Below are 13,528 nucleotides of genomic sequence, written 5' to 3'. Positions count from 1 at the left end.
CTGAATCACCGCAATCGCTAGCAGGCTAGCTCCCACAGTTGACCGAGTTGCCCCACAAAAAAACCCGCCGATGATCACTCATCGGCGGGTTTTTCATGAGCAGCTAACGCTTAGATCGCGCCATGCTTGCGCAGCAGATCCAGCACTTGCTTGACGCTTTCTTCCAGCGACAGCGACTGGGTGTCGACCACGAGGTCGGCGTCCAGCGGCACGTCGTACGGGAAGGAATCGCCCGGAATGTTATCCCCGGCCGCGGCGTACAAGCCTTGCGGATCACGCTCGGCACAAACAGTCGGCGAGGCCTGGACGTAGACCGTCAGCAGACGCTCCTTGCCGATCAGGTCCTTGGCCTGCTCACGCCCTTCTGCACTCGGCGCAACAAACGCAGCGAGGGTCAGCAGACCGGCTTCGTTGAACTGACGCGCAACGTGCGCGGCACGACGCCAGTTCTCGGTACGCCCGGCGCGATCCTGTGGCAGACCTTTGTTCAGGTCGTGACGCAGGTTCTGGCCATCGAGCACAAACACCGCACGGCCCAGGTCGAACAACTTGCGTTCAACCGCATACGCCAGAGTGCTTTTGCCCGCGCCCGACAAGCCGCTGAACAACACGGTGGCCGGCTGTTGGCCGAAACGCTGAGCGCGTTCTTCGGTGGCAACGTGCGCCAGTTTGCCGTGGTGCGTGCTGCTGCCATGCGCCAACGGCTGAGCGATGATCATGCCGGCGGCAACGGTGCCGTTGGTCAAACGGTCGATGACGATGAACGAACCGGTGGTGTGGTTGCTCGCGTAACCGTCCAGCGCGATGGCGGCGTCGAGGCTGATCTTGACGCGACCGATCTCGTTCAACTGCAACGCGCTGGCAGGACCTTCTTCCAGGGTGTTCACGTCAACGCGATTGACGATGCTGGTGATCGAACCCGGCACATACGTCGTAGCGCGCTTGATGTCGTATTTCTTGCCCGGCAGCATCGGTTCTTCGGCCATCCATACCAGCATGGCGTCAAAGGCGTCAGTCACTTGCGGCAGGTTGTCGGCGTGCACCAGCAAGTCGCCGCGAGAGATGTCGATCTCGTCTTCCATGGTCAGCGTCACCGCTTGACCCGGACCGGCATGCTCCAGCTCACCTTCGAAGGTGACGATGGATTTCACGCGGCTGCTCTTGCCCGACGGCAGCACAACGACTTCATCGCCCTTGTGCACGACGCCGCTGGCCAGGGTGCCGGCGAAACCACGGAAGTTCAGGTTCGGACGGTTGACGTACTGCACCGGGAAACGCAGGTCGGTGTAGTTGCGGTCGCTGGCGATTTCGACGGTTTCGAGAATTTCCATCAGCGACTGGCCGGTGTACCACGGCGAGCGCTCGGACTTGTTCACCACGTTGTCGCCCTTCAGCGCCGACATCGGCACGAAGGCCATGGTGGTCGGCTTGAACGCGATGCCTTCGGCGAACTTCAGGTAATCGGCCTTGATCGACTCGAACACGCTTTCGTCGAAGCCGTTGAGGTCCATCTTGTTGATGGCGACCACGATGTGCTTGATGCCCAGCAACGAGGCGATGAAGCTGTGGCGACGGGTCTGGGTCTGCACGCCGTAGCGGGCGTCGACCAGGATGATCGCCAGGTCACAGGTGGATGCACCGGTGGCCATGTTGCGGGTGTACTGCTCATGGCCAGGGGTGTCGGCGATGATGAATTTGCGCTTGGCGGTGGAGAAGTAGCGGTAGGCGACATCGATGGTGATGCCCTGCTCACGCTCGGCCTGCAGGCCGTCGACCAGCAATGCCAGGTCGATGTCTTCGCCGGTGGTGCCGACTTTTTTCGAGTCGCGGGTGATGGCTTCCAGGTGATCTTCGTAGATCATCTTGGAGTCGTGCAGCAGGCGCCCGATCAGGGTGCTCTTGCCGTCGTCGACGTTGCCACAGGTCAGAAAGCGCAGCATTTCCTTGCGTTCGTGCTGGCCCAGGTAGGCGAGGATGTCCTCGCTGATCAAATCAGATGCGTGCGACATGACAACCCCTTAGAAATAACCCTGACGTTTCTTTTCTTCCATCGAGCCTGCGCCATCGTGATCGATGACCCGGCCCTGGCGTTCGGAAGTTCGCGTCAGGAGCATTTCCTGAATGATGTCGGTCAGGCTGGTGGCCTCGGACTCGACCGCACCGGTCAGCGGGTAGTCACCCAATGTACGGAAACGGACTTTCTTCTTGACGATGCGCGCCTTGTCTTCGTCGCTCAGGTGATTGAGCAGGCGTTCGTCGTCGATCATGATCCAGGTGCCATTCATCTCGATGACGTCGCGCTCGGCGGCGAAATACAGCGGCACAATCGGGATGCCTTCGAGGTAGATGTACTGCCAGATGTCCAGTTCGGTCCAGTTCGACAATGGGAAAACGCGGATCGATTCGCCCTTGTTGACGTTGCCGTTGTAGACGTTCCACAGTTCTGGACGCTGGTTTTTCGGGTCCCAGCGGTGCTTGGTGTCGCGGAAGGAATACACGCGCTCTTTGGCGCGGGACTTCTCTTCGTCGCGGCGAGCGCCACCGAAAGCGGCGTCGAAACCGTACTTGTCGAGCGCCTGTTTCAGGCCCTCGGTTTTCATGATGTCGGTATGCTTGGCGCTACCGTGGGTCAGCGGGTTGATGCCCTGGGCCACGCCATCGGGGTTCACGTGCACCAGCAGGTCCAGGCCGAGTTCTTCGACCATACGGTCGCGGAATTCGTACATTTCCTTGAACTTCCACCGGGTGTCGACGTGCATCACCGGGAACGGCAATTTGCCCGGGAAGAATGCCTTGCGCGCAAGGTGCAGCATCACGGCGGAATCTTTACCGACGGAGTACAGCATCACCGGGTTATCGAACTCGGCGGCGACCTCGCGGATGATGTGGATGCTTTCGGCCTCCAGCTGTTTCAGATGCGTCAGTTTGTCGACCATGGCTACTCACGAAAACGATCTTATGGACGGCCAGCGGGCCGTGTTCGAGCGGGGAATCCTAGCACAGCGACCTCTTCTAATCAGGACGCGAGCTAGATCGAAAGGGTATATGAATATACCCCCTCGTTTGGGCCCAGGGACCTTGTAGGAGCGAGGCTTGCCCGCGAAGAACGATAACGCGGTGTGCATGATGTACTGCGTTATCGTTTTTCGCGGGCAAGCCTCGCTCCTACATGAAACTAGATCGGATTCGGGCAATCGATGAAGATGTGCTCCAGCGCAAACCGTCGCGCCAGGTAATCCCCCAGCGCCTGCACACCATAACGCTCGGTGGCGTGGTGACCGGCGGCGATGAAGCTGATGTCGTTTTCCCGGGCGCTGTGGAAGGTTTGTTCGGACGCCTCACCGCTGAGGTACAGATCGACGCCCGCCAAGACCGCCTGATCGATATACCCCTGGCCGCCACCGGTGCACCAGCCGACCCGACGAATCATCTCGCTGCCTTCAATCAGCAGCGGCTCGCGCCCCATGACTTCCTGCACGCGGCGAGCGAAATCACGCGGCGTCATCGGTTCGTTCAACGAGCCGACCAGACCGACAATCTTCAGGTTATCCGGATCCAACGGCCCTTCGACGGTGATGTCCAACTGACGGGCGAGCTGCACGTTGTTACCGACTTCCGGGTGCAGGTCCAGCGGCAAGTGATAGGACAGCAGGCTGATGTCGTGCTTGAGCAGAGTTTTCAACCGACGCTGCTTCATGCCGGTGATGCACGGGTTCTCGCCCTTCCAGAAGTAACCGTGATGCACCAGCACCAGATCGGCCTGCGCTTCAACCGCTGCATCCAGCAACGCCTGACTGGCCGTGACGCCACTGACGATGCGCATCACCTGCGGCCGGCCTTCGACCTGTAACCCGTTGGGGCAATAATCGGCAATCTTTGCACTGTTCAGATAACGGTCGGCTTCTTCGACCAGGGTGCTCAGGGCGACGGCCATAAAAGACTCCTAAATATCCCGTTCAGAGGCGCGCGCGGCCTCGTATAATGCGCGACATTATGGGCGGTCTCTAACCGCCTGCAACCTCTCAGGACGTGCTTAATGCTCAAGGCGCTGCGTTTTTCCGGCTGGCCGCTGTTGGCCGGCGTGCTTATCGCTCTATTGATCATCCAGCGTTACCCGCAGTGGGTCGGGCTTCCAAGCCTCGACGTCAACCTGCAGCAAGCCCCGCAAACCACCACCATGCAACAGGGGCCGGTGTCCTATGCCGACGCAGTCACCACCGCTGCGCCGTCGGTGGTGAACCTGTACACCACCAAAGTCATCAACAAGCCGAACCATCCGCTGTTCGAAGACCCGCAGTTCCGCCGCTTCTTCGGCGACAACGCGCCCAAGCAGAAACGCATGGAATCGAGCCTCGGCTCCGGCGTGATCATGAGCCCGGAAGGCTACCTGCTGACCAACAACCACGTGACCAGCGGTGCCGACCAGATTGTCGTCGCGCTGAAGGACGGGCGTGAAACCCTGGCCCGCGTCATCGGCAGCGACCCGGAAACCGACCTCGCGGTCCTGAAGATCGATCTGAAAAACCTGCCGTCGATCACCGTCGGCCGCTCCGACAACATCCGCATCGGCGACGTCGCACTGGCCATCGGCAACCCGTTCGGCGTCGGCCAGACCGTGACCATGGGCATCATCAGCGCCACCGGCCGTAACCAGCTGGGCCTGAACAACTACGAAGATTTCATCCAGACCGACGCCGCGATCAACCCCGGCAACTCCGGCGGTGCGCTGGTGGATGCCAATGGCAACCTGACCGGGATCAACACGGCGATCTTCTCCAAGTCCGGCGGTTCGCAAGGCATCGGTTTCGCGATCCCGGTCAAACTGGCGATGGAAGTCATGAAGTCGATCATCGAACACGGCCAGGTGATTCGCGGCTGGCTCGGTATCGAAGTGCAGCCGTTGAGCCAGGAACTGGCGGAGTCGTATGGCCTGTCGGGACGTCCGGGCATTGTGGTCGCGGGGATTTTCCGTGACGGTCCGGCGCAGAAGGCCGGCCTGCAATTGGGTGACGTGATTCTCACCATCGACGGCGAACCGGCCGGTGATGGTCGTCGCTCGATGAACCAGGTCGCGCGGATCAAACCGACCGACAAAGTCACGGTTCAGGTGATGCGCAACGGCAAGGAACTGAAGCTCACCGCTGAAATCGGCTTGCGCCCGCCACCGGCGCCGGTCAAAGAGAAAGAAGAACAGTAAGCACTCCCCACACGATCCCTGTAGGAGCGAGCGGTGCGGCGATCCGACTTGCCCGCGAAGAACAATGACGCGGTGTACTTGATACACCGTGTCATCGTTCTTCGCGGGCAAGCCTTGCTCCTACAGGGGTTGTGGGGTGTTTAGAGGTCGCCGAGGCCGTCGATCAGTGCCTGATTCTGTTCAGGTGTGCCAATCGAAATCCGCAGGAACTGCGCAATGCGCTCCTGCTTGAAGTGCCGGACGATCACGCCTTGCTCGCGCAACTTCGCCGCCAGCCCCGCTGCATCGTGCTGCGGATGCCGGGCGAAGATGAAGTTCGCCGCTGACGGCAGCACTTCAAAGCCCTTGGCTTGCAGTTGCGCGACGACCTTCTCGCGATTCTCGATCACCAACCCGCAGGTCTTGTCGAAGTACTCGCGGTCTTCGAACGCGGCGGCTGCACCGACGTTCGCCAGGCGGTCCAGCGGATAAGAGTTGAAGCTGTTCTTGATCCGCTCCAGCGCCTCGATCAGGTCCGGATGCCCCACCGCCAGACCGACCCGCAGGCCGGCCAGGGAACGGGACTTGGACAACGTCTGAGTCACCAGCAAATTCGGATAGCGGCCCACCAGACTGATCGCCGTCTCGCCACCGAAGTCGATGTAAGCCTCATCCACCACGACCACCGAATCCGGGCTGGCCTTGAGGATTTGCTCAACCGCGTCCAGCGCCAGCAGGCAACCGGTCGGGGCGTTCGGGTTCGGGAAGATGATCCCGCCGTTCGGCTTGGCGTAATCCGCCGGGTTGATCTGGAACTGCTCGTCCAGCGGCACCGCGTCGAACGTGATGCCGTACAACCCGCAGTAGACCGGGTAGAAGCTGTAGCTGATGTCCGGGAACAGCACCGGCTGATCGTGTTGCAGCAAACCGTGAAAGATGTGCGCCAGGACTTCATCGGAACCGTTGCCGAGGAACACCTGATTGCTTTGCACGCCGTAGTACTTGGCGACAGCGTTCTTCAACAGGTCGCTGTTCGGGTCCGGGTACAAACGCAGGTTGTCGTTTAGCTCGGTCTGCATCGCCGCCAGGGCTTTTGGCGATGGGCCGTACGGGTTTTCGTTGGTGTTGAGCTTCACCAGTTTCGCCAGTTTCGGCTGCTCGCCCGGCACGTAAGGCACTAGGTTCTTGACGAACGGGCTCCAGAATTTACTCATCTCAGTTCCCCTGCTTGTCGTCGATGATGCGGTATTCGGCACTGCGGGCGTGGGCGGTCAGCGACTCGCCACGGGCCAGCACGGAAGCGGTCTTGCCCAGTTCCGACGCACCCTGCTCAGAGCAGAAGATGATCGACGAGCGCTTCTGGAAGTCGTACACGCCCAGCGGCGACGAGAAACGAGCAGTGCCGGAGGTCGGCAGCACGTGGTTCGGGCCGGCGCAGTAGTCGCCCAAGGCTTCGGAGGTGTGACGGCCCATGAAGATTGCGCCGGCGTGACGGATCTGCGGCAACCACGCTTGTGGATCGGCGACCGACAACTCCAAGTGCTCCGGTGCGATGCGGTTGGCCACTTCGATGGCTTGCTCCATATCGCGAACCTGGATCAGCGCCCCACGACCATTGATCGAGGTTTCGATGATCTCGGCGCGTTCCATGGTCGGCAGCAGTTTGGCGATGCTGGCGGCGACCTTATCGAGGAATGCGGCGTCCGGGCTGACCAGAATCGCCTGGGCGTCTTCGTCGTGCTCGGCCTGGGAGAACAGGTCCATGGCAATCCAGTCCGGATCAGTCTGGCCGTCGCACACAACGAGGATTTCCGACGGACCGGCGATCATGTCGATGCCGACCTGGCCGAACACGTGACGCTTGGCGGTGGCGACATAGATGTTGCCCGGGCCGACCACCTTGTCGACCTTCGGCACGCTTTCGGTGCCATAAGCCAACGCGGCAACCGCTTGGGCGCCACCGATGGTGAACACACGATCGACGCCAGCGATGCACGCTGCGGCCAATACCAGCTCGTTGATTTCACCGCGCGGGGTCGGTACCACCATGACCACTTCGGTCACGCCCGCCACTTTGGCCGGGATCGCATTCATCAGTACGGACGACGGGTACGACGCTTTGCCGCCCGGGACATAAAGACCGGCGCGATCCAGCGGCGTGACCTTCTGGCCCAGCACGGTGCCATCGGCCTCGGTATAGCTCCAGGAATCCTGTTTCTGCTTTTCGTGGTAGCTGCGCACGCGGGCCGCGGCTTTTTCCAGCGCTTCACGCTGTGGCACAGTGATGCGGGTCAGCGCCAGTTCCAGGCGCTCGCGCGGCAGGATCAGGTCGGCCATCGAGGCGACTTCCAGGCCGTCGAACTTCTGGGTGAATTCCACCAGCGCCGCATCACCACGCTCGCGCACGGCCTTGATGATGTCCAGCACCCGCTGATTGACCGAGTCGTCAGACACACTTTCCCAGCTCAGCAGATGATCCAGATGATGTGCGAAATCCGGGTCAGCAGCGTTGAGTCGGCGAATTGCAGTCGGTGCGGTCATAGCGAGAGCCTCATAGGAATGGCAAAAACTCAGGCGCCCTAACTTAGCAGTCGTTTCCGCTTGGGCACCTGAGATTCTGGCTATGAGGCGGATAGACGGGCGCGACTCAAGGTCGCGCAGGTGAATCAGCCGCGGTGTCGAGACTCCACTGCCTTGCGCAGGGTGTCGATCAACGCCTGGATACGGGCGTGCTGCATTTTCATCGAAGCTTTGTTGACGATCAGCCGGGAGCTGATGTCGGCAATGAAATCCTGGGGTTCCAGGCCATTGGCACGCAGGGTATTGCCGGTGTCGACCACGTCGATGATCTTGTCCGCCAGACCGATCAGCGGCGCCAGTTCCATCGAGCCGTACAGCTTGATGATGTCGACCTGACGGCCCTGCTCGGCGTAGTAACGCTTGGCAACGTTGACGAACTTGGTCGCCACCCGCAAACGGCCCTTGGGCTCGACATCGCCGACACGGCCAGCGGTCATCAGCTTGCAGAGGGCAATGCGCAGGTCCAGAGGCTCGTAGAGACCCTGGCCGCCGTATTCCATCAGCACATCTTTACCGGCGACGCCCAGGTCAGCGGCACCATGCTCGACATAGGTCGGCACATCGGTGGCGCGCACGATCAGCAGGCGTACATCTTCCTGGGTCGTGGGGATGATCAGCTTGCGGCTCTTGTCCGGATTCTCGGTCGGCACGATGCCCGCTTCAGCCAGAAGCGGCAGGGTGTCGTCAAGGATGCGGCCCTTGGACAGTGCGATGGTCAACATGGGAAACGTCAGTCCTTATCAAGGTACGTGCCCGGTCACAAACGGCGCCGGACACACATCGTGGGTGAAGTACCCTCGACTTGAAACGAATTCAACGGGCACATCCTTATGCCCATGCAGCAAAAAACTAGCCCGGTACGCGGCGGATCTTGGCGCCGAGCATCTGCAGTTTCTCTTCGATGCACTCGTAACCACGGTCGATGTGGTAGATGCGGTCGATCAGGGTGTCGCCTTCAGCGATCAGCGCCGAGATCACCAGGCTGGCCGAAGCACGCAGGTCGGTGGCCATGACTGGCGCGCCTTTCAGCTTCTCGGTACCGGTGACAATGGCGGTGTTGCCTTCGACCTGGATCTTGGCGCCCATGCGGTGCAGTTCGTAAACGTGCATGAAGCGGTTTTCGAAGATCGTCTCGATCACGGCACCGGTGCCTTCGGCAATGGCGTTGAGCGAGATGAACTGCGCCTGCATGTCAGTCGGGAACGCCGGGTATGGAGCAGTGCGCACATTGACGGCTTTTGGCCGCTTGCCGTGCATGTTCAGCTCGATCCAGTCTTCGCCGCAGTTGATTTCGGCACCCGACTCACGGAGTTTTTCCAGGACGGCTTCGAGGATGGTCGGATCGGTGTCCTTGACCTTCACACGACCGCCGGTCACGGCGGCGGCAACCAGGTAGGTACCGGTTTCGATACGGTCCGGCATCACTTTGTAAGTGGTGGTGTGCAGACGCTCGACGCCATCGATGGTGATGGTGTCGGTGCCGGCGCCAGAGATCTTGGCGCCCATGGCGATCAGGAAGTTCGCCAGGTCGACCACTTCAGGCTCGCGCGCGGCGTTGGCCAGCACGCTGCGGCCCTTGGCCAGGGCAGCGGCCATCATGATGTTTTCGGTACCGGTCACACTGACGGTGTCGAAGAAGAAGTGCGCGCCACGCAGGCCGCCTTCAGGCGCCTTGGCCTTGATGTAGCCGCCTTCGACGTCGATGACCGCGCCCATGGCTTCAAGACCACGGATGTGCAGGTCCACCGGACGCGAACCGATGGCGCAGCCGCCAGGCAGTGCGACTTCGGCTTCACCGAAACGGGCAACCATCGGGCCCAGCACCAGGATCGACGCACGCATGGTTTTTACCAGTTCGTACGGAGCGATCAGGGTCTTGATGGTGCGCGGGTCGATTTCGACGCTGAGTTTCTCGTCGATCACCGGCTCGATGCCCATGCGACCGAACAGCTCGATCATGGTGGTGATGTCGTGCAGGTGCGGCAGGTTGGCAACGGTAACCGGGCCATCGCACAGCAAAGTTGCAGCCAGGATCGGCAGGGCAGAGTTCTTTGCCCCGGAAATGCGGATCTCGCCATCAAGACGAGCGCCACCGGTAATAATCAATTTATCCATAAGAATCTCGACGCCCTTGGGCTCAGGTGCGCTCGGCCCAGGCCGCGCTGCTGAAAAATTTCATAGTGACCGCATGGATGCTGCCATCGGTGATCCATGGGTTCAAATGGGCATAGACCTGCTGCTGACGCTTCACCGGGCTCAACGCCGCCAGTTCATCGCTAATCACATTCAGCTGGAAATTGCAGCCTTCGCCTTCAACTTCCACCTTGGTGTTTGGCAGCTTTCCTTCAAGGAAGCTCTTCACTTCTACGGCCTGCATGCTCAACCTCAATCGGCGCCCTGTGCGCGCGGGTCGGACATCATACAAAAAAGCCCCGCGCCTGCGAACCCCGCGAAGCAGGACTCTGACGGGGGGCTTCTCTGTCGATGCGGTTAGGGATGCGCCAACAGCTCGGTCATTTCGCTGACCTGAGCGATTTCGCGCATGTCTTCGGGCATCGCGCGGATGCTCAGCGTCTTGCCGGCCTCGTGCGCATCCCGCATGAAACACAGCAGTAACGACAAGCCGACGCTGCTGGATTTCAACACCGCCGAACAGTCCACCACCAGTGCGGGGGCCTTGCTGGCCTTGATCAGCGCCTGGCCCTGCTTGCGCAGGCCCGGGCCAGTGAGGTAGTCCAGCATGCCGCTGAGCATCAGTTCACCGGATTCGTTCATGCGAATGGCCGATACACTCATTGGGCTTGCTGCTCGGTGGATTGCTTCTGGCTGGCTTCCTTGGCCTTGGCGACTTCACCGGCCCAACCATTGATGGTCTTGTCCAGGTCGTTGCCATTGCGCTGCATCGCATCGGCGAATTGGTCGCGGAACAGCTTGCCAATATTGATGCCGTTGATGATCACGTTACGCAGCTTCCACTCGCCGTTGATCTTCTCGAGCGTGTAGGACACAGGATAGATCGCGCCGTTGCTGCCTTTGACCGTCATGCCAACGCTGGTGCGGTCTCCCGACTCATCCTTGGCAGGGTCGACGACGATGCCCTGGTTGTTGTACTCGAGCAAGGCGTTGCCATAGAACTGGAACAGGCCTTTCTTGAAGTTTTCTTCAAAGGTCTTCATTTGCGCCGGCGTGGCCTTGCGCGAATATTTGACCGTCATGATGCTCTTGGAGATGCCCTCGGCATCCACCACAGGCCCGACGATGGTGTTCAGCGCCGTGTAAAAGTCCTGCGGGTCCTGCTTGTATTTCTCTTTGTTGGCCGACAGATCCGCCAGCAACCGGGTCGTGGTGTCTTGTACCAGTTCGTGCGCGGAAGGCGCCGCCACGGCGTTAGCCATCAACGGCAGGGCCGCGAGTAATACCAACAGGCCACGTCGCAAGGTAGAGATCATTCAAAAGCTCCTCATTTGGCGTCTTTGCTAACGGTATTGAGCAGGAATTTACCGATCAGGTCCTCGAGCACCAGCGACGACTGGGTGTCATGGATGGTTCCACCATCCTTGAGCAGGGCTTCTTCGCCGCCCACGCTGATACCGATGTACTTCTCGCCCAACAGGCCAGCAGTCAGGATAGATGCAGTGGAGTCATTCGGCAGGTTATCTACGCGCTTTTCCAGCTGCATCGTCACTCGACCGGTGAAACTGTCGCGGTCCAGATCGATCGCCGTGACCTTGCCGATGGTCACACCGGCCATGGTCACTTTAGCTCTGACCGTCAAACCGGCGATATTGTCGAAATACGCATAAAGTTTATATGTATCGTTGGTTGCGCTCGGGGACAGGCCACTCACCCGCAACGCCAGCAACAGCAAAGCCAGGATGCCAGCCAGCAAGAAAAGGCCGACACCGATTTCCAGGGTGCGGTTTTGCATCAGAAATCTCCAAACATCAAGGCGGTCAGAATAAAGTCCAGGCCGAGTACCGCCAACGAGGCGTACACAACGGTCTTGGTAGTGGCACGACTGATCCCCTCGGATGTGGGCTCGCAGTCATAGCCTTGGAATACGGCGATCCAGGTCACGACAAAAGCGAAGACAATGCTTTTGATGATGCCGTTCAGCACATCGTCGGCAAAGGTCACGCTGTTTTGCATGTTCGACCAGTAGGAACCTTCATAGACACCCAGCCAGTCGACGGCCACCCACGAACCGCCCCAGATACCCACCACGCTGAAAATCATCGCCAGCACCGGCAGGGAAATGAAGCCGGCCCACAGGCGCGGGGCAATGATGTACTTGAGCGGGTCGACACCAATCATTTCCAGACTGGACAACTGCTCGGTGGACTTCATGTTGCCGATTTCAGCCGTCAGGGCCGAACCGGCGCGCCCGGCGAACAACAACGCCGTGACCACGGGGCCCAGTTCACGCAGCAACGTCAGCGCAACCATCTGCCCGACCGCCTGCTCCGAACCATAGCTGGACAGGATGTTGAACCCCTGCAGTGCCAGCACCATGCCGATGAACACCCCGGAGACCACGATGATCACCAGGGACATTACGCCCACCGAATGCAATTGCTTGATCAGCAGCCCGAACCCGCCGCCGATACCGCCACGGCCGAGCAAGGCATGAAACAGGAAGATCGTCGAACGACCGAACACTGCCAGCACATCGATGCCGGAGTGGCCGAACCGGCGCACGCGCTCCAATAGTGAAATCTTGCGCATCAACGCTTCCCCAGAAGATCTGCGCGGTAATCCGTCGCTGGAAAGTGGTACGCCACCGGGCCGTCGGGTTCGCCGGTCATGAATTGGCGAATTCGCGGCTCCTGCGAGTTCATCAGTTCCTCGGGCGTGCCCTGCCCCAACACCTGGCCTTCGCCCACCACATAGATGTAGTCGGCGATGCTCGCCGTCTCGGCCAGATCGTGGGAGACCACGATGCTGGTGATGCCCAGCGCGTCGTTGAGCAGGCGGATCAGGCGCACCAGGACGCCCATGGCGATCGGGTCCTGACCGACGAAGGGTTCGTCATACATGAGAATCTGCGGATCGAGAGCAATTGCCCGGGCCAGCGCCACACGACGCTTCATGCCGCCGGACAGTTCCTCGGGCATCAGGTCGATGGCGCCACGCAGGCCCACGGCCTGCAATTTGAGCAGGACGATGTCCCGGATCATTTCTTCCGGAAGCTCGGTATGAACGCGAAGCGGAAAGGCGACGTTCTCGAACACATCGAGATCGGTAAACAGTGCGCCGCTCTGAAACAGCACGCCCATGTGCTTGCGAGCGTCGAACAAATCGCTGCGCGACAGCTTCGGCAGGTTTTGACCGTTGACCCAGACTTCGCCCTTGGTGGGACGCAGCTGTGCGCCCATCAAACGCAGCAATGTGGTCTTGCCACACCCGGAAGGCCCCATGATGCCGGTGACCTTGCCGCGTGGAATACGGATATCGACGTTATTGAAAATGCTGCGCGAACCGCGCTTGAAGGTCAGTCCCTTCAGCTCGACCGCGTAGGCGTTATCGGCACTCATCTAAACTCCTTGCGATGCAGCCTCTCACTCGGACGCCTGACTTTCTGACGAAAGCACATACCTCCCGGGCAGGCCGAACTGGCGGCGAACTATATCACTGCAAAGGCCAAGCGCCCAAGCGCCAAGCCGGGCCATGTTCAGCAACATGACAGGCAAAAAGCTTTCACTCGGAGGGTTTCGGTAACAGGGAATGACAAAGCGCGACGAACTTGCGTGAGGGTTTCGATCATTACCGCTA

The 13,528-nt window shown here is 60.2% G+C and carries 14 protein-coding genes; 1 reads left to right on the top strand and 13 read right to left on the bottom strand.

From position 1 onward, the window contains the following. Positions 1-110 precede the first annotated feature (110 nt). The 3 genes from cysN to IB245_RS12735 form a co-directional block, all read right to left on the bottom strand. On the bottom strand, positions 111-2,009 hold the full coding sequence (gene cysN, locus IB245_RS12745; protein WP_192227737.1) for a sulfate adenylyltransferase subunit CysN: 1,899 nt from the start codon (positions 2,007-2,009) through the stop codon (positions 111-113). A 9-nt stretch (positions 2,010-2,018) separates the two neighbouring features. Next, complete coding sequence (gene cysD, locus IB245_RS12740; protein ID WP_008026947.1) at positions 2,019-2,936, bottom strand: sulfate adenylyltransferase subunit CysD; 918 nt, start codon at positions 2,934-2,936, stop codon at positions 2,019-2,021. Between the two features lie 239 nt (positions 2,937-3,175). Beyond that, the gene (locus tag IB245_RS12735; protein WP_192227736.1) at positions 3,176-3,934 is read right to left on the bottom strand and encodes a Nif3-like dinuclear metal center hexameric protein; all 759 of its coding nucleotides are present in this window, start codon (positions 3,932-3,934) and stop codon (positions 3,176-3,178) included. A gap of 102 nt (positions 3,935-4,036) precedes the next feature. Here IB245_RS12735 and algW point away from each other — a divergent pair, with 102 nt between their 5' ends. Then, the gene (algW, locus tag IB245_RS12730) at positions 4,037-5,197 is read left to right on the top strand and encodes a Do family serine endopeptidase AlgW (RefSeq protein WP_008026944.1); all 1,161 of its coding nucleotides are present in this window, start codon (positions 4,037-4,039) and stop codon (positions 5,195-5,197) included. A gap of 140 nt (positions 5,198-5,337) precedes the next feature. On the opposite strand, the gene hisC is transcribed toward algW, so the two are convergent. From hisC to IB245_RS12680, 10 genes are all read right to left on the bottom strand, one after another. Beyond that, positions 5,338-6,390 carry a histidinol-phosphate transaminase gene (gene hisC, locus IB245_RS12725; RefSeq protein ID WP_192227735.1) on the bottom strand — a complete coding sequence of 351 codons (1,053 nt, stop codon included), beginning with the start codon at positions 6,388-6,390 and terminating at the stop codon, positions 5,338-5,340. Position 6,391: 1 nt separating this feature from the next. After that, the gene (gene hisD, locus IB245_RS12720) at positions 6,392-7,717 is read right to left on the bottom strand and encodes a histidinol dehydrogenase (RefSeq protein WP_192227734.1); all 1,326 of its coding nucleotides are present in this window, start codon (positions 7,715-7,717) and stop codon (positions 6,392-6,394) included. Between the two features lie 125 nt (positions 7,718-7,842). Continuing rightward, a complete protein-coding gene (gene hisG / locus IB245_RS12715) occupies positions 7,843-8,478 on the bottom strand; it encodes an ATP phosphoribosyltransferase (protein WP_008026940.1) in 636 nt (211 codons plus the stop codon). A gap of 127 nt (positions 8,479-8,605) precedes the next feature. Beyond that, positions 8,606-9,871, bottom strand: coding sequence for a UDP-N-acetylglucosamine 1-carboxyvinyltransferase (murA, locus tag IB245_RS12710; protein ID WP_008026938.1), 1,266 nt, complete (start codon positions 9,869-9,871; stop codon positions 8,606-8,608). A 22-nt stretch (positions 9,872-9,893) separates the two neighbouring features. Beyond that, a complete protein-coding gene (locus IB245_RS12705) occupies positions 9,894-10,133 on the bottom strand; it encodes a BolA family protein (protein WP_007901566.1) in 240 nt (79 codons plus the stop codon). Positions 10,134-10,246: 113 nt separating this feature from the next. Continuing rightward, positions 10,247-10,552 (bottom strand): lipid asymmetry maintenance protein MlaB, encoded by a 306-nt coding sequence (locus tag IB245_RS12700; protein WP_192227733.1) that lies wholly within the window; start codon positions 10,550-10,552, stop codon positions 10,247-10,249. Beyond that, on the bottom strand, positions 10,549-11,205 hold the full coding sequence (locus IB245_RS12695) for a phospholipid-binding protein MlaC (protein ID WP_008026933.1): 657 nt from the start codon (positions 11,203-11,205) through the stop codon (positions 10,549-10,551). The genes IB245_RS12700 and IB245_RS12695 overlap by 4 nt, the downstream gene beginning before the upstream one ends. An 11-nt stretch (positions 11,206-11,216) precedes the next feature. Continuing rightward, positions 11,217-11,684 (bottom strand): outer membrane lipid asymmetry maintenance protein MlaD, encoded by a 468-nt coding sequence (mlaD, locus tag IB245_RS12690; RefSeq protein ID WP_008026930.1) that lies wholly within the window; start codon positions 11,682-11,684, stop codon positions 11,217-11,219. Further along, positions 11,684-12,481: a lipid asymmetry maintenance ABC transporter permease subunit MlaE gene (mlaE, locus tag IB245_RS12685; protein ID WP_008026928.1), complete on the bottom strand. Its 798-nt coding sequence runs from the start codon at positions 12,479-12,481 to the stop codon at positions 11,684-11,686. The genes mlaD and mlaE overlap by 1 nt, the downstream gene beginning before the upstream one ends. Further along, on the bottom strand, positions 12,481-13,290 hold the full coding sequence (locus tag IB245_RS12680; protein WP_008026926.1) for an ATP-binding cassette domain-containing protein: 810 nt from the start codon (positions 13,288-13,290) through the stop codon (positions 12,481-12,483). Before IB245_RS12680 ends, mlaE begins: the two co-directional genes overlap by 1 nt. Positions 13,291-13,528: the final 238 nt, after the last annotated feature.

The sequence above is a fragment of the Pseudomonas sp. PDM02 genome (assembly GCF_014852285.1).
Classification (GTDB): Bacteria; Pseudomonadota; Gammaproteobacteria; order Pseudomonadales; family Pseudomonadaceae; genus Aquipseudomonas; species Aquipseudomonas migulae.
Note: the sequence above shows the minus strand (reverse complement) of the source record. Positions and strands in the feature narration are given on the sequence as shown.